Origin of the sequence: Kribbella yunnanensis (assembly GCF_039529655.1) — a bacterium.
In the GTDB taxonomy this organism is placed as follows: Bacteria; Actinomycetota; Actinomycetes; order Propionibacteriales; family Kribbellaceae; genus Kribbella; species Kribbella yunnanensis.
On the sequence record NZ_BAAANF010000036.1, the window covers coordinates 23,800 to 38,290 of the forward strand.

Annotated in this window: 18 protein-coding genes; 5 read left to right on the top strand and 13 right to left on the bottom strand. The window is 67.5% G+C overall.

What is annotated here, in order from left to right; genetic code table 11:
• The first annotated feature begins 72 nt into the window (after nt 1-72).
• A complete protein-coding gene (locus ABD231_RS40880) occupies nt 73-987 on the top strand; it encodes a LysR family transcriptional regulator (protein ID WP_344165508.1) in 915 nt (304 codons plus the stop codon).
• Here the strand turns inward: ABD231_RS40880 and ABD231_RS40885 are convergent.
• A complete protein-coding gene (locus ABD231_RS40885; RefSeq protein WP_344165511.1) occupies nt 973-1,110 on the bottom strand; it encodes a hypothetical protein in 138 nt (45 codons plus the stop codon). The two genes, ABD231_RS40880 and ABD231_RS40885, sit on opposite strands and share 15 nt — an antisense overlap.
• Before the next feature lie 237 nt (nt 1,111-1,347).
• Here ABD231_RS40885 and ABD231_RS40890 point away from each other — a divergent pair, with 237 nt between their 5' ends.
• Nucleotides 1,348-1,884 carry a DUF6817 domain-containing protein gene (locus tag ABD231_RS40890; RefSeq protein ID WP_344165514.1) on the top strand — a complete coding sequence of 179 codons (537 nt, stop codon included), beginning with the start codon at nt 1,348-1,350 and terminating at the stop codon, nt 1,882-1,884.
• A 39-nt stretch (nt 1,885-1,923) separates the two neighbouring features.
• Complete coding sequence (locus tag ABD231_RS40895; protein ID WP_344165517.1) at nt 1,924-2,337, top strand: hypothetical protein; 414 nt, start codon at nt 1,924-1,926, stop codon at nt 2,335-2,337.
• Nucleotides 2,338-2,411: 74 nt separating this feature from the next.
• On the opposite strand, the gene ABD231_RS40900 is transcribed toward ABD231_RS40895, so the two are convergent.
• Genes ABD231_RS40900 through ABD231_RS40925 form a run of 6 tightly spaced genes read right to left on the bottom strand, consistent with a single transcriptional unit; the run spans nt 2,412 to nt 8,095 of the window.
• Nucleotides 2,412-3,134 carry a PIG-L deacetylase family protein gene (locus tag ABD231_RS40900; protein WP_344165520.1) on the bottom strand — a complete coding sequence of 241 codons (723 nt, stop codon included), beginning with the start codon at nt 3,132-3,134 and terminating at the stop codon, nt 2,412-2,414.
• Nucleotides 3,135-3,144: 10 nt separating this feature from the next.
• Nucleotides 3,145-4,449: a D-arabinono-1,4-lactone oxidase gene (locus ABD231_RS40905; RefSeq protein ID WP_344165523.1), complete on the bottom strand. Its 1,305-nt coding sequence runs from the start codon at nt 4,447-4,449 to the stop codon at nt 3,145-3,147.
• Nucleotides 4,446-5,603 (bottom strand): amino acid deaminase/aldolase, encoded by a 1,158-nt coding sequence (locus ABD231_RS40910; protein ID WP_344165526.1) that lies wholly within the window; start codon nt 5,601-5,603, stop codon nt 4,446-4,448. The genes ABD231_RS40905 and ABD231_RS40910 overlap by 4 nt, the downstream gene beginning before the upstream one ends.
• 49 nt (nt 5,604-5,652) lie before the next feature.
• Nucleotides 5,653-6,759 (bottom strand): succinyldiaminopimelate transaminase, encoded by a 1,107-nt coding sequence (gene dapC / locus ABD231_RS40915; RefSeq protein WP_344165529.1) that lies wholly within the window; start codon nt 6,757-6,759, stop codon nt 5,653-5,655.
• Nucleotides 6,756-7,622, bottom strand: coding sequence for an alpha/beta fold hydrolase (locus ABD231_RS40920; protein WP_344165532.1), 867 nt, complete (start codon nt 7,620-7,622; stop codon nt 6,756-6,758). Before ABD231_RS40920 ends, dapC begins: the two co-directional genes overlap by 4 nt.
• Nucleotides 7,610-8,095, bottom strand: coding sequence for a MarR family winged helix-turn-helix transcriptional regulator (locus ABD231_RS40925; protein WP_344165534.1), 486 nt, complete (start codon nt 8,093-8,095; stop codon nt 7,610-7,612). Before ABD231_RS40925 ends, ABD231_RS40920 begins: the two co-directional genes overlap by 13 nt.
• An 86-nt stretch (nt 8,096-8,181) precedes the next feature.
• Between ABD231_RS40925 and ABD231_RS40930 the strand changes: the two genes are divergently transcribed.
• Nucleotides 8,182-8,559, top strand: a complete 378-nt coding sequence (locus ABD231_RS40930; RefSeq protein WP_344165536.1) for a DoxX family protein — start codon at nt 8,182-8,184, stop codon at nt 8,557-8,559.
• Between the two features lie 12 nt (nt 8,560-8,571).
• Here ABD231_RS40930 and ABD231_RS40935 read toward each other — a convergent pair whose 3' ends face one another.
• The 6 genes from ABD231_RS40935 to ABD231_RS40960 are packed head-to-tail and all read right to left on the bottom strand — an operon-like array spanning nt 8,572 to nt 13,613.
• A complete protein-coding gene (locus ABD231_RS40935) occupies nt 8,572-8,910 on the bottom strand; it encodes a GroES family chaperonin (RefSeq protein WP_344165538.1) in 339 nt (112 codons plus the stop codon).
• The gene (locus tag ABD231_RS40940) at nt 8,907-9,170 is read right to left on the bottom strand and encodes a DUF3618 domain-containing protein (protein ID WP_344165541.1); all 264 of its coding nucleotides are present in this window, start codon (nt 9,168-9,170) and stop codon (nt 8,907-8,909) included. The genes ABD231_RS40935 and ABD231_RS40940 overlap by 4 nt, the downstream gene beginning before the upstream one ends.
• Nucleotides 9,171-9,187: 17 nt before the next feature.
• Nucleotides 9,188-10,231, bottom strand: a complete 1,044-nt coding sequence (locus ABD231_RS40945; protein WP_344165544.1) for a glucose 1-dehydrogenase — start codon at nt 10,229-10,231, stop codon at nt 9,188-9,190.
• A gap of 4 nt (nt 10,232-10,235) precedes the next feature.
• A complete protein-coding gene (locus tag ABD231_RS40950) occupies nt 10,236-11,078 on the bottom strand; it encodes a transglutaminase family protein (RefSeq protein ID WP_344165547.1) in 843 nt (280 codons plus the stop codon).
• The gene (locus ABD231_RS40955) at nt 11,075-12,019 is read right to left on the bottom strand and encodes an alpha-E domain-containing protein (protein WP_344165550.1); all 945 of its coding nucleotides are present in this window, start codon (nt 12,017-12,019) and stop codon (nt 11,075-11,077) included. The genes ABD231_RS40950 and ABD231_RS40955 overlap by 4 nt, the downstream gene beginning before the upstream one ends.
• 16 nt (nt 12,020-12,035) lie before the next feature.
• Nucleotides 12,036-13,613, bottom strand: coding sequence for a circularly permuted type 2 ATP-grasp protein (locus ABD231_RS40960; protein ID WP_344165553.1), 1,578 nt, complete (start codon nt 13,611-13,613; stop codon nt 12,036-12,038).
• A 124-nt stretch (nt 13,614-13,737) separates the two neighbouring features.
• Here ABD231_RS40960 and bcp point away from each other — a divergent pair, with 124 nt between their 5' ends.
• On the top strand, nt 13,738-14,205 hold the full coding sequence (gene bcp / locus ABD231_RS40965; protein WP_344165556.1) for a thioredoxin-dependent thiol peroxidase: 468 nt from the start codon (nt 13,738-13,740) through the stop codon (nt 14,203-14,205).
• The last annotated feature ends 286 nt before the right edge of the window (nt 14,206-14,491 follow it).

A 14,491-nucleotide genomic window follows, 5' to 3' on the forward strand; every position in this document is an offset into this window, starting at 1 on the left:
GCGTGATCCGACTGAACGGAAACAGAGACTTGTTGGGGAGGTCACAAGATTTCGTTGTGACAGGATGCAGAGGTGGATCTGAGCTTGCGCCTCCTGCAGGCGCTGGCCGCCGTCTCCGAGGACGGCAGCATGACGCGGGCCGCCCGGCGACTGAATCTGACCCAGCAGGCAGTCAGCGGGCAGATCCGTCAGCTCGAGCGCGTCGTCGGTACGCCGCTCGTCGTGCGGCTGCCGTCGGGAATCGAGCTCACCGCGGCCGGCCAGGTCGTCCTGAAACAGGGCGAGGCACTGCTGTCGTCCGCCGAGGCGATGATGTCCGAGGCCCGGATGGTCGCGGCCGGCCGGTCCGAACCACTGCGGATCGCGTTCAAGGCGCAGAGCACCGCACACTTCATGCCGGCGGTCGAGGCGGCGCTGCGTCGACAGGCACCGGATCTCGAGGTGCAGCCGATCGCCTCGCACACCCTGCCGGACGAGATCGACGCCCTGGTCGAGGGTCGCGCCGATGCTGCGTTCCTGTGGCTGCCGATCGGCGACGATCCGCGGTTCGTCATCCACCCGCTCTTCGCCGAGGACCGCTGGGTCGCGCTACCGCCCGGGCACCCGTTGACCGGGCGGAACAGCCTGACGATCGCCGACCTGGCCGACGTACCGGTAGTTGGGCCGCGCGAGGGGATGCCCGAGGCTGTCGTCAGCTTCTGGTTCATCGATCCCCGCCCCGACGGGTCGCGGGCGGTGTTCGGGCCTGAGGGGCGGACTCCGGAGGAGTGCCTGCATCTGGTGGCCGCGGGTCACGGCTGCTGGATCGCGCCGGCGTCGACGGTCACGTACTTCGCGCACCCGCGACTGGTGTGGCTGCCCTTGGTCGACGCGCCGCCGAATCAGCTGGCGCTCATGTGGGCTGTGCACAACCCGAACCCGTACCTGCCATTACTGCTGCAGGAGACAAGCCGGGTGCTACTGCCGATCACGTCACCTACTAGCTGACTGTCCGGTGGACTGAGCCGGCTTGTCGAGGGCGCCGTCGAGGCGCGTGGTGATGGTGATCGTGAGGAGCGTGAGGACGGCCAAGGCCGCGATCAGGGTCCAGCGGGCTGCGGTGTTGCTCATGAGGAAATCGTGGCGCGCGGCAGGTCGTGCGCGAAAGGGGATTGCGCGGGTTTCAGGGGCCGGTCCGGGGTGCGCTCCGGGGGTTCCCTTGTGCAGGGCGGCTTCGGTCGCGGGCGCACGGTGGCTCGGGAACGGCGGGTGAACTGGGTGTGACCGAATCGGCACGCCGGGGTGGTGGGCGATCGGCGGCCTGTGGCCTTACGGTTGGTGCCTGGGCCGGCGCCGAGAAGGGGTCAGATGAGCACTTTCCAGGACTTGGGTTCGTTGTTGCTGGTCCGCGGTGCCGACGAGATCGACCACGCCGGCGGAAGCCTCTACGTGCATCTGCATCGCGTCGCCAAGCGGCTCACCACGTTGGGTGCGTCCGAGACACTGACGCTGGCGGGGCTCGCGCATGCGGCGTACGGGACGGACGGGTTCCCGACCCATCTGTTCGACTGGCAGACCGAGCGGCCGGTGCTCGAGTCGGTGATCGGCCCGGAGGCCGAGCTGCTCGTCTATCGGTACGGCGCCTGCGACCGCGAGACCAGCTGGCGCGATCTGGCCGAGCACCGCACGGTCACCGACCGCTTCACCGGTACTTCGGAGGAGCTGAGTGGTGAGCAGCTGCGGGAGTTCGTCGACCTCACGATCGTCAACGAGCTCGACGTTCTCGACCACGCCCCGAAGCTCGCGGACAAGCTGCGCCCGTTCCTGCAGGAGCAGATTCCGCGCTGGCAGTCGCTGACCTCGCCGGCTGTGTTGGCCGAGGCGCAGCGGATCCTCCAGCTCTGATTTCTGGAGTTCCGCGACCAGGCGACGCATGATCGAAGTATGTCCAGGTACGAAGTGATAGCGCACGCCAAGCCGGTACGCCGTCTGACCGAGCCCGAGTACGTCGCCCTGTCGCTCACCTCGTACCCGCTCGACCGCGGACTGCGGTTCCAGCGACTCGACGAGTTGCCCGACGGGAAGATCGCGATCGTTCTCGAGCACAAGTCCTCGGCCCGCAAACAGGACCAGGCCTACGCGATGGCGCAGCGGACGCTGTTCCAGCTCGGCATCGCGGCCACCGAGGTCGAGCGAGTGGACCTACTCCGGCTCACCCGTAAACACGGGCGCACCCTGGTGCGTTCCTGGATGGGACCGCAGGGTGGTCCCGGCGACCCCGCCGGAGATCGCGAACCGCGGAGGCCGAAGCCGACGCCTCCACAGCTGCGGGCCGCGCAGGAGCTGCCGACAGATTGAGCCGAGCGGTCGGCGGACAGTTCGGCGTGCCCGCCGACCGCGCGATGCTCCCACCTGCGCGACCGGACCTGGCGCTACGGGGTGAAGACCTCGAAGCGGGTGGCGTACTTGGTGCCCAACGCGGTGCCGGTGGGACGGGAAGTTCCTTCGAGGAACTCCTCGGCGTCGAAGTGCGGCCAGTTGAGGCCGTCGATGTAGGCCTTGTGCGCCTTCAGGGACTCGACACCGATGCTGAACGTGTCGGTGGTGTCGGCGGCATGCCGCGAGTTCGGCGAGCCGGCCGCCCAGACCTGCTTGACGCCACCCCAGCGCTCACCGGCGTCGGGGAAGATCCAGCGGTTGGCCGCGTCGCGGACAGCGTCCAACGTGGCGCGGCCGGTGTTGATGTGGTCGGCCTGGTTCAGCAGTACGTCGCCGTCCCAGGTGTCGCGGAAGTTGTTCGTGATCACGATCTCTGGCTGGTGCCGGCGGATCACCTCGGCGATCACGCGCCGCAGCGGTACGCCGTACTCGATCGTGCCGTCGGGTTGACCGAGGAACTCGACCGCCGACACTCCCACGATCCGCGACGACTCGATCTGCTCGGCCTCGCGGAGCGGGCCGCACTCGTCCGGTGCGATCCCGTCGATCCCGGCCTCCCCCGACGTGAGCAGGACATACACGATCTCCTTGCCCTGCGCGGTCCAGCGCGCGATCGCCGCCGCCGACCCGAACTCCAGGTCGTCCGGATGCGCGACCACGGCCAGCGCCTTCTGCCAGTCCTCGTCGACCGGCTGCAATCCCTCCGAAGCACTCATGACGTGCAGGTTAGTCGCCGAAGACCTTGCGCGTGTACGGGTTACTGAACGTGCGGCCGGGGTCTACCCGATCGCGCACGGCGAGGAAGTCGTCGAAGTACGGGTAGCGAGCGCGGAGGTCGTCGGCACCCAGGGTGTGCAGCTTGCCCCAGTGCGGGCGCCCTTGGTACTCGGCGACGATCCGCTCGAAGGCCTGGAAGTAATGGTCGTGCGGCAGCCGGTGGTACTGGTGGATCGCGATGTACGCCGTGTCGCGACCCGACGCGGTCGACAACCAGATGTCGTCGGCCGCAGCCACCCGGACCTCGATGGGGAACGGGAAATGGTGGCCCGAGTCATCGATCCAGCGCCGAAGCCGGTGCAGCACCTCGACCACATGCTCACGCGGTACGGCGTACTCGGACTCGCGGAACAGCACGTTGCGCTCGGAACAGAACACCTTGTACGACGCATCGACGTACTCGCGGGCGGAGAGGGCGCGGGATGCCAACCGGTTGATTCGCGGCACCAGCGTCGGCCGTCGCATCGCCAGCCGGTTGGTGAGCTCGAAGACGCGGTTGGAGAGCAGCTCGTCGTCGACCCAGCCGCGGATCGCGTTGACCGGCGACGGTCCGACGCCCGCGGCGACCCGGTTGTTGCGCTTGGTCAGCGCGATGTCGGTGTGCGGGAACCAGTAGAACTCGAAATGATCGTTGCCATCGGCAAGTTGATCGAAACCGTCCAGCACTTCGGCCAGCGGCAGCGGCATCTCCTGCGCACGCAGCAGATACGCGGGAACGGTCTGCAGGGTGATCGAACTGATCACCCCGAGCGCGCCGACCGACACTCGGGCCGCGTTGAAGACGTCGGCGTTCTCCTCCGGCGAGCAATGCAGGACGGAACCGTCGGCCGTGACCAGGTCGAGCGCGGCGATCTGAGTGGCGATGCCGCCGAGGCGAGCGCCGGTCCCGTGCGTGCCGGTGGAGATCGCGCCGGAGATGGTCTGCTTGTCGATGTCGCCGAGGTTCGCCATCGCAAGGTCGAATGCGGCCAACCCGGCATTCAACTTGCGCAGCCCGGTCCCCGCGCCGACCGTGACGCGCCCAGACTCCTGGTCAGCATTGGTGATCGCGGACAACCCATCGAGCCGGACCATCACCTGCTCAGGCACCGCACAACCAGTGAACGAGTGCCCGGAACCAACCGCCTTGAGCTTCTTGCCCTGCTCAGCCGCAGCCTTGACCGCCGCAGCCAGTTCGTCAACCGACCCCGGCCGCAGCACCTCAACCCCGGTGGCCGCCTCAGTACCCGACCAGTTCCGAAAGGTGTGGCTCATCCGAAGTTCCGCCCCTCACCTCGGTAGGTCTTCAGCTCGGTGATCACGTCGCCGTCGATCGCGTGGACGACCTCGAATCGCTCGAACATTTCCCCCGCCTTCGCGTAGCGCATCCAGACTCGATCTCCAAGATGCAGGCCGTCGGCGGACTTTCCAAGGACCGGAGTCTGCACTTCTCCGGCACCTTCTGTGCCCAAAAGCTTCAGGCCGGCCGGCCAAGCGGGTGATGGCAGGCGGGATTTCTTGGCGGGGCCGGAGGCGACATAGCCGCCGCCGAAGAGGGTGGCGATCCGGGGCGCGGGGCGACGTACGACGTCCAGGGCGTACGCGACCGCGGGTTCGGGCTGGAAGATGTCGTACTTGTCGAACAGGGTCGGACCGTAGAGGCCGGAACCGGCGGTAACCTCGGTGACGACCGGGTCGGCGCTGCTGATCTCCAGGCTGCCGGTTCCACCGCTGTTCACGATCCGCAGCGGACCGAGCTGCTTGACCGCGTCCACCACCGCACCACGCCGGTCCGCGAGCTCAGCGGCAGAGCGACGCTTCACCCAGCGCACAGCCGGGGACGTGTCGGGCAGACCGGCGATCTGCGCCTCGTAGAACATCACGCCGGTCAGCTCGAACGCGTCGTCCGCGACAACCTGGCGAGCCAGCGCGGTGACGTCATCCGGGGTGCGGAGCGGCGAACGCCGTACGCCGAGGTGCTGGCCGAAGACCCGCAGCGACGCGTCGACATCGAGCGCAACCTGGATCTTGGCATCAGCACCAGCGGTCACCGACCGAATGAACGCCAGGTGCTCAGGTGAGTCGATCATCAGCGTGATCTTCGCGGCCGCCTCGGGGTTGGCGGCCAGCTCGCGCAGCGCAGTGCGGTGCGCGGTCGGGTAGCCGAGCAGGATGTCGTCGACACCGTTCTCGGCCAGCCAGAGCGCCTCCACCAGCGAGTAACCCATCACCCCGTGGAACCCGGGCCGCTCCAGCGCGGCCGCGAGCAGCGGGCGGCACCGCACCGACTTGGACGCGACCCGGATCGGCGTCCCGGCGGCTCGGCGGACCAAATCGTCCGCGTTCCGCCGGAACGCGGCCAGATCCACCACGGCGAACGGGGCATCCAAGCCCGCGGTCAGCCGTCCGTATCGCTCGAACTCACCCATCTTCGGAGTGTAAGCGAAGAAATACTGAAAGGTAATACATCTTTTGAAGTTAGCTGCTGAGCCGGGCAGCCGCAGCCTCGACGCGCTCGTCGGTACCGGTCAGCGCGACCCGGATGTGGTGATCGGCGTCCGGGCTGTAGAAAGTGCCCGGCGCGACGAGGATGCCGTGCTCAGCAAGAGCGGCCACCGACGCGTAGGAGTCGTACGTCGGGTGGTCGGCCCACAGGTAGAGCCCGCCGTTGGACAGGGTGATGTTCCAGCCCGCCCCGGTGAGCGCATCGCGCAGGAGGGTACGGCGACGGAGGTAGCGCTCGCGCTGCTCGTCCACATGGGTGTCATCGGCGAACGCAGCAGCCATGGCCGCCTGAATCGGCGACGGCACCATCAGCCCGGCGTGCTTGCGAACCGCGAGCAGCTCCGCGACCACCGTCTCGTCACCCGCGACGAATCCGCCCCGGTAGCCGGCCAGGTTGGAGCGCTTGGAGAGCGAGTGCACCGCAAGCAGGTTGTCGAAGCTCCCACCGCAGATGTCGGGGTGCAGCACCGACACCGGCTTCTCGTCCCAGCCGAACTCGGCGTAGCACTCGTCACTCACCAGCAGTACGTCGTTCGCCCGCGCCCACTCGACAGCCCGCCGCAGATCTTCCGCAGGCGTGATCTGCCCAGACGGGTTGCGCGGCGAGTTCAAGTAGGCGACCCGGACCGGACCGCCGTCGTACGCCGTCGGGTCCGCCACCGGCACGCTGGTTGCGCGCACCAGCGCCGCACCGGCCTCGTACGTCGGGTACGCCAGGTCGGGGATCAGCACTGTGTCCCCAGCACCGACACCGAGGAGCGTCGGCAGCATCATGATCAGCTCTTTGGTCCCGATGACCGGCAGTACGCCGTCCTGCGGGTCCACGCCGACCACTCCGAGCCGGCGGGCCATCCAATCGACAGCGGCCTGCCGAGCGGACGCCGTGCCGATGGTGGTCGGGTACGCCGGTGCGTTCGCCGCGTCAGCCAGCGCCTTCTGCACCAGAGCGGGCACCGGGTCGACGGGACTGCCCACGGACAGGTCGACGATGCCGTCCGGATGGGCGGCCGCCTTGGCCTTGTAGGGGGCGAGCTTGTCCCACGGGAAGTCGGGCAACCGGCTGGAGGTCTCGAATTTCACTCCCCCATTGTCTCCCGCACAACCGCCGGCCCATCCCCGGGCGCCCGCTCCGCGAGAAAGTCCACCGCCTGCTGCACCAGCGCCGCATCCCGCAGCACTCGCCGGTGCCCCAGCCCATCACTCGTTTCCAGCCGTGAACCCGGCCACTGGTCGAGCAGCGCAACACTCCCCTGGTACGACGTCTCCGGGTCAGCGCGGTCGTGAATCAGCAGCAGCGGCGGCAGGTCTAGCCCGGCGATCACCTTCGGCAACGCGAAATCCTCGAGGGGTCCGAAGTCCCGCTTGAAGCGCGACAAGAACCCAGCGCGGATCCGCGGTCCGAATCCGAGCAGCGCCGCGAACTGGTCGAGTGTCTCGCTGAAGTCGGTGGCTGCGGCAACAAACACCATGCGCTCAACCTTCAGGCCGGCCCGCAGCGCCAGCGCAGTCGCAACGGCGCCGCCGGAGTGCGCGATCAGGCCGTGCGCCGGGCCGTGCTCAGCCACGACGGCTTGGAGGGCTTCCGCGGCTTCCAGCATGGTGGACCTGCCTGGGCCCAGCTCTCCGGGATCCGCGTCCCCATGGCTCGGGGCGTCGTACGTGATGACCCGGAAACCCTGCTCGACCAGCGGAGCGACGTACGCGCCGAGCTGCAGGCCCCAGCCGGCCCACCCGTGGACCAGGTAGACCAGCGGACCCTCGCCGTACGCGCGTCCGCGCACTGCGCCGACCTGAAACGGCGTCGCCTCGGGGAGACCGGCACGCGGCGCGCGCACCTTCTCCGGTACGTCGCGGACCTGGAACCACGTCCGGTAGAGCAGTGCGGCGCCCAGAGCAGGCGCAACCCGCTCCAGGAGGGCGAAGGGCGGTCTTATTCGCTGCATGGCTTGCCTGGGTCCACTCTCTGGAGGATCTGGTCGGCGATGGCCTTCAGCTGAGCGAGTTGCTCCGGCGTGAGCGCATCGATCACATACTCGCGGACGGTACCGACATGTCCGGGCGCTGCGTCCACAAGGAACGCGTAGCCGGCATCCGTCAGCGTGGCGACGGTGATCCGGCCGTCGTCCGCAGCAGGACGCCGTACGACGAAGCCGCGCCGCTCCAGCCGTTTGACCACATGTGACAGCCGCGACAGCGAGCCGTTGGCGAATCCGGCCAGATCACTCATCCGCCGGGACCGGTCCGGTGATTCGGACAGCCCAGCGAGCACCAGATACTCGAAATGGGTCAGACCGGAGTCCCGCTGGAGCTGGTAGTCGAGCGCTCCGGGCAGCTTGAACATCAGTCCGGCCAGGGACATCCAGGCCGCGAGCTCATGGGGCTCCAGCCACCGGGTGTCTTCGTTCGTCTCCGCCACGCCAAGAGTTTACGCGATTTGTTGACGCTTCAAGTCTTAACGACCTACCTTGGGTTGAAACATCAACTCATCACCGAGAGTGGGCTATGAACGTCTTTCTGTGGATCCTCGCCGGAGTCCTGGCCGCCTTCTTCCTGGCGGCGGGCGCGACCAAGCTGGCGCAGTCGCGCCGCAAGCTCCTCGCGAACCCGAACATGCAGTGGGTCGAGGACTTCTCGGCCGGCACCATCAAGCTGATCGGCGCGGCCGAGGTGCTCGGCGCGATCGGCCTGATCCTGCCTGCCGTCCTCGACATCGCCCCGATCCTGACGCCGCTGGCCGCGGTCGGCCTGGCGGTGATCATGCTCGGCGCGATCGTCACGCACGGCCGTCGCAAGGAGAACCAGCCGATCATCATCAACGCGGTGATCCTGGTGCTGGCCGTCGTGGTCGCGATCTTCCGGTTCGGCCCGAACAGCTTCTGATCAGAGGGCGTCTCAGAGGTAGAGGCCGGTCTGGCCGTCCTCGAGGCGGTTGGAGGCGACGGCGTGCAGATCGCGCTCACGCAGCAGGATGTAGTCGTCGCCCCGGACCTCGACCTCGGCGCGATCCTCCGGGTCGAACAGGACCCGGTCGCCGACCTCGACGGTCCGGACGTTGGCGCCGATCGCGACGACCTTCGCCCAGGCCAGCCGGCGGCCCATCTGGGCGGTGGCCGGGATCAGGATGCCCGCCGACGACTTCCGCTCACCCTCGGCCTCCAGCGAGACCAGGACGCGGTCGTGCAGCATCCGGACCGGCAGCTTGTCGTCGGTCAGCTTCTTGCGAGCAGTCACCGGCGTCCCACCAGGCGACGGATCAGCAGCAGGACGGCCACCACACCGACGGCCGCACCGGCGACCGCGACGACCTTCTGGGTGCGCAGCTGCCCGGTTTCGTCGAAGACCTGGGACTTGGCCTGCTCGACCTGCCGCAGGGCCACGTTCTTCGGGTGCGCGCGGTCGACCAGCTCGTCCACGGTCGAGGCCAGCCGGGCCCGGGTGGCGGCGATGTCCGCTTCGATCTGCTCGGCGGTCCGAGCTTTCGTCTCCGACATACCCCCATCCTCGCAGGTCAGCCCTGCATGTCCACGACCACCTTGATGTCGTCCGGCTCCCGGGCCAGCGCCGACGTCCAGTCGGACAGCGGGACGGTCCTGGTGATCAGGCGCGCCAGCCAGTCCGGATCGGCCGCCTGCAGCACGTCCACAGCGTCGGCGTAGTGCCGCTTACCGGCGTTCACCACACCGATCAGCGCGACGTTGCGCACCACGAGCTGCCGGACCAGCGCATCGAGCTGTACGTCGATCGATGCCGGCCCGGGCGAGATGCCGATCAAACACATCACCCCGGCCGGACCCAGCAGCTTGGCGCAGTCGAACACCACCTGCCCGACCCCAGTCGCTTCGATGACCACATCCGGTACGACGGGCAGCTGGCTGAGGTCCGTCAGATAGCTGGCCCCGAGTGCCCGGACCAGATCCGGCTTGAGCCCGTCGGACATCCGGTCGAGCACGTGGACGTCGTACCCGCGTTGCCGCGCGACCATGGCGGCCAGGAGGCCGATCGGCCCGGCCCCGGTGATCAGGACGTGCTCAGGCCCGTACCAGGACCGCTGCCCGACCGCATCGATCTGTTCCCAGCTCTTGGTGAGCACACTGGCCGGTTCCACCAGGACTCCGAGATTTCCGAGTTCAGCCGGGACCGGTACGGCGAAATAGGGGTCGACGCGCCATCGCTCAGCGCCGTACCCATCCATCAAATTGATGCCGCGCTCGCGGTACAGGCCGTTGCGGCAGAAGTCCCACTCACCGCGTGCACACGCCGGACAGGGCACGGGGTCGGGCCGGCGGACCACTCCGGCGACCAGGTCACCCGGTGCGAAGCCGGAACCCGCAGGCGCCTCGAGAACGCGGCCCAGCGACTCATGGCCGATGACCAGCTGATCAGAGCCCGGCGGAGCAGAGCCGAAGTGAGCTGACACCAGCTCGAGGTCGGTCCCGCAGATACCTGTCAGCAGGGCTTCGACGAGGACCGACCCGTCGGTGGACGGCGGCTCTGCCACCTCACCCAACCGCGCGGAGTCCGCCTTGCCCGGTGTGATGGTCATCGCCCGCATGGGCTCAGGCTAACCGGGTCATGTCCACTGTCACCTCGATCGCCGTGGCCGCACCACCCGAGTAGATGCCCTTCAACGGAGACACGTCGGCGTAGTCGCGACCAGTGGCAACCCAGACGTGCCGGTGCGCGATCGGAATGTCGTTGGTCGGGTCGAAGCCCCACCACTCACCGGTCCACGCTTCGATCCACGCATGGCTCTCACCGACGACTGTTTCACCCACTGCCGCGTTGGGCTTGGTGTGCAGGTAGCCGGAGACGTAGCGGCTCGGGATACCGACGGCACGCAGCATGGCGAGTGTGAGGTGCGCGTAGTCCTGACACACGCCCTCACCGGCCTGCCACGCGTCGATGGCCGACGAGTGCACCCCTGTCGTGCCGCGCTGGTACTTGAGGGTGTCGTGCACCCACTTGGAGACCGCAAGCACGGTCTCTTGGGGAGTCCGCCCCTTACGCAGTCCGCGAGCCACAGCGGTCAGCTCCCGGTGCTTCGGAACGTAGGTGGTCCATTCGAGGTACTCGGCGTACAGGTCGACGGACTCCGACGACCGCACCTCGTTCCAGGACGCGTCGACCGCGGGAAGCGGCCGGCCAGTCGTCTCGACCACGGAGGCCGCGACGACCTTCAGTTCGGTGTGCGGAGTGAACAGGTCGAAGGCATTGACCTCAGTACCCCAGTAGTCCGTGTACTTGTAGGCACGGGTCACCGGGACAGTCTCCAGCCGCGCAACCATCAGGTTCTGCCGGTCGTCACTACGCGGGGTGAGCCGAGCCTCGTTATAGGACTGGGCGACCGGACCGTCGTACCGGTAGCCAGTTGTGTGCACGACACGGAGACGCCACTTCACAGGTTCACCTCCGCGTTGTTCCACTCGATCCAGGGCACGGCGTGGAAGTACTGGCGGGACACTGCCTCGCCGACCTCGCGCACTGTGGTCTGCAACGCCTGCAACCGACCGGTGAGGTTGTCCAGCAGCTCGGCCGGGCGCAGGAACTCCAGATCGCTCCGCGCCTTGCCCAGCAACCGGGACGCCTCCGCACCGGTACCGATCCGAGCCGTCGGACCGCGGTCGAGCTCCTCCAGGCACGCCTCGGCCTGCAGCAGCGCGTGGAACGCCGACCGCGGGAACAGCCGGTCCAGCAGCAGGAACTGCACGACCCGGGACGCATCGAGTGCACCCCGATAGGTGCGCAGATACGTGTCGTGCGCACCAGCAGAGCGCAGTACTGTCACCCACCCGGGAGACGTCGGCTTGTCCCCCACCCGGGACATCAGCAGCCGGACGATCATGTCGACCCGCTCCACCGAGCGCCCCAGCACCAGGAACCGCCACCCGTCATCACGACTCATCGTGGAGTCCGCCAGCCCGGCGAACATCGCCGCCCGGTCCTCCACGAACGTCAGGAACCCATGTGGCCCCAGCCGCCGGGCAGCACGCTGCCGCTCCGGTACGGCGTTGTACGTCGCGTTGATGCACTCCCAGAGCTCACTCGACACCACCTCTCGGGCGACGCGGGTGTTCTCCCGGGCACTGGAGATCGACGAGATGATCGAGCCGGTCTCCGGTGACATGGCGACCAGCTCGGTCAGTCCCCACACATCCAGCGGTGCACCGTCGGGCGGGTTGATCCCGAGCACGTGCAGCAGTGTCCGGCTGGCCGTGTCGGCGTCGACCGAGGCATCCTCGAGCAGCTGGTGAACCGAGACGTCGAGAATCCGCGCGGTGTCGTCCGCGCGTTCGACGTACCGGCCGATCCAGTACAGCGATTCGGCGTTGCGTGCGAGCATCGTCAGCACCTCCCCATCACTGTTGCTGCTGTTGCTGGGCGATATTGAGTTCCGGTCCGCGTTCCGGAGTGGCTGCGTCCTCCGAGGTCACACCGAGTCCTGCGCCACTGAGCTCGGCGACTCCGGTCGAAGCACGTGGCGCCAGAACCCAGGTGTCCTTGGATCCACCGCCCTGCGACGAGTTGACGATCAGACTGCCCTCGGGAATCGCCACTCTGGTCAGTCCACCCGGCAGTACGAAGACGGAGTCACCGTCGTTGACCGCGAACGGCCGCAGGTCGACATGCCGTGGCTTGAGCCGTCCGCCGACCTTGGTCGGCACAGTCGACAGCTGTACGACGGGCTGCGCGATCCACCCGCGCGGATTCGTCTTGATCCGGCGCCGCTGGGCCTGCAGCTCCTTGGGCGAGGCATCCGGTCCGAAGACGATGCCATAGCCGCCAGAACCCTCCACAGGCTTGGTGACCAGTTCGTCGAGCCGGTCCAGCACCTCGTCGTGTTCAGCGGGCAGCCAGCACCGGTAGGTGTCCACGTTGGGCAGCAGCGGCGCTTCACCGAGGTAGTACTTCAGGATCTCCGGCAGGTACGTATAGACGAGCTTGTCGTCACCCACACCGTTTCCGATCGCGTTGGCGATCACCACATTGCCCGCACGTGCCGCGTTCACCAGGCCCGCGACACCGAGCACGGAGTCCGGTACGAAGTGCACAGGGTCGAGGAAGTCGTCGTCGATCCGCCGGTAGATCACATCGACCCGCTGCTCGCCCTCGGTGGTCCGTAGGTAGATGACGTTGTTCCGGGCAAACAGGTCGCGCCCCTCGACCAGCTCGACACCCATCTGCCGTGCCAGCAGCGAGTGCTCGAAGTACGCCGAGTTGAAGACACCTGGCGTCAGCACGACGACATTCGGGTCAGTGGCACCCGGTGGTGCCGCAGCGCGGAGTGATCTGAGCAGGTGCACCGCATAGTCGCCGACCGGCCGCACCCGGTGCTTGGCGAACAGGTCCGGGAAGACTCGCGCCATCGTCCGGCGGTTCTCCATCACATAGGACACCCCGGACGGACTACGCAGGTTGTCCTCCAGCACCCGGAAGTCGCCCTGCTCGTCGCGCACCACGTCGATCCCGGCCACGTGGATCCGGACGCCGTTCGGCGGGACGATGCCAGCGGCCTGCCGGTGGAAGTGCTCGCAGGAGGTGATCAGCCGGCGCGGCAGTACGCCGTCCTTCACGATCTGCTGGTCGCCGTAGATGTCAGCCAGGAACGCCTCCAGCCCGCGCACCCGCTGCACGATGCCGCGCTCCAGCCGAGCCCACTCCGAGGCCGTGATCACCCGTGGCACCAGGTCGAGCGGGAACGGCCGCTCCTGACCGGACAGGCTGAAGGTGATGCCCTGGTCGACCAGTGCGCGATCCAGCGCCTCGGACCGCGTCGTCAGGTCCCCCGGCTGCAACGGGCTGAGCGAATCGTGCAGCCGCTTGTACGCCGTCCGGACACCATCGACCGGATCGAACATCTCGTCGTACGCATCGGCATGCGGCCGGCGCGGATCGAGGTATCCGGCGAACAACTGAGGTTCCGGGCGGCGGCTCATCTCCGCATCCTCACTCACGAAAGCCTTGTCCGCACCTGGAACGAGAGGCGTGCCCCCTGCGACCCGGTCAGAGTTTTCACGCACGTAACATTGCGGGCATCTCACTCGATCCGTGGAGGGCCTGATGTCCGAACGTCTGTCCGTCGGTGACACCGCACCTGATTTCACCCTCCAGGATGCCGACGGCAACGACGTCGCGCTGAAGGACCTGCGCGGCAAGAACGTGATCGTCTACTTCTACCCGGCCGCGATGACCCCGGGCTGCACCAAGCAGGCCTGCGACTTCCGCGACTCGCTGGACTCACTGCAGGCCGCCGGGTACGCCGTACTGGGGATCTCCCCCGACAAGCCGGCCAAGCTGGCCAAGTTCCGCGAGCGCGACGGCGTGACGTTCCCGCTGCTCAGCGACCCGGAGAAGGAAACGCTGACGGCGTACGGCGCCTTCGGGGAGAAGACCATGTACGGGAAGAAGGTGACCGGGGTGATCCGGTCGACGTTCGTGGTCGACCCGGACGGCAAGATCGCGGTCGCGCAGTACAACGTGAAAGCGACCGGCCACGTGGCCAAGTTGCGGCGTGATCTGGGGCTGTAGACCTGGTTGCTGATTCACCGGCCGGATGCCGTTTGCGGAGGGAAACCTTCGACCGTTTCATGTGAGCGGTCCAGAGGCCGGTCCGGCTGGTGTGATTTGGATCACACCGCTAGTTCAGCGATCCGCAGCTACGGCATCACCCACCGTGAGATTTCCCGCTTTCCTGTGAACGAGCAGTACTCCGGAGCCCCTTGCAGTATTCCGGAGAAGCCGTTTCGGTTCGTTGTGAACTTCGCTCTGACCTGCCGAAACCGGGTACTCTGCGCGCGCAGTGAGCCTCTGGGAG

Excerpts from the sequence above, each read along its gene's own strand:
- ABD231_RS40900 (WP_344165520.1), bottom strand. The coding sequence starts at position 3,134 with ATGAGTGCTTCGGAGGGATTGCAGCCGGTCGACGAGGACTGGCAGAAG.
- ABD231_RS40905 (WP_344165523.1), bottom strand. The coding sequence starts at position 4,449 with ATGAGCCACACCTTTCGGAACTGGTCGGGTACTGAGGCGGCCACCGGG.
- ABD231_RS40885 (WP_344165511.1), bottom strand. The coding sequence starts at position 1,110 with ATGAGCAACACCGCAGCCCGCTGGACCCTGATCGCGGCCTTGGCCGTC.
- ABD231_RS40940 (WP_344165541.1), bottom strand. The coding sequence starts at position 9,170 with ATGTCGGAGACGAAAGCTCGGACCGCCGAGCAGATCGAAGCGGACATC.
- ABD231_RS40910 (WP_344165526.1), bottom strand. The coding sequence starts at position 5,603 with ATGGGTGAGTTCGAGCGATACGGACGGCTGACCGCGGGCTTGGATGCC.
- ABD231_RS40960 (WP_344165553.1), bottom strand. The coding sequence starts at position 13,613 with ATGAGCCGCCGCCCGGAACCTCAGTTGTTCGCCGGATACCTCGATCCG.
- ABD231_RS40890 (WP_344165514.1), top strand. The coding sequence starts at position 1,348 with ATGAGCACTTTCCAGGACTTGGGTTCGTTGTTGCTGGTCCGCGGTGCC.
- ABD231_RS40895 (WP_344165517.1), top strand. The coding sequence starts at position 1,924 with ATGTCCAGGTACGAAGTGATAGCGCACGCCAAGCCGGTACGCCGTCTG.
- ABD231_RS40930 (WP_344165536.1), top strand. The coding sequence starts at position 8,182 with ATGAACGTCTTTCTGTGGATCCTCGCCGGAGTCCTGGCCGCCTTCTTC.
- ABD231_RS40920 (WP_344165532.1), bottom strand. The coding sequence starts at position 7,622 with ATGCAGCGAATAAGACCGCCCTTCGCCCTCCTGGAGCGGGTTGCGCCT.
- bcp (WP_344165556.1), top strand. The coding sequence starts at position 13,738 with ATGTCCGAACGTCTGTCCGTCGGTGACACCGCACCTGATTTCACCCTC.
- ABD231_RS40945 (WP_344165544.1), bottom strand. The coding sequence starts at position 10,231 with ATGCGGGCGATGACCATCACACCGGGCAAGGCGGACTCCGCGCGGTTG.
- ABD231_RS40955 (WP_344165550.1), bottom strand. The coding sequence starts at position 12,019 with ATGCTCGCACGCAACGCCGAATCGCTGTACTGGATCGGCCGGTACGTC.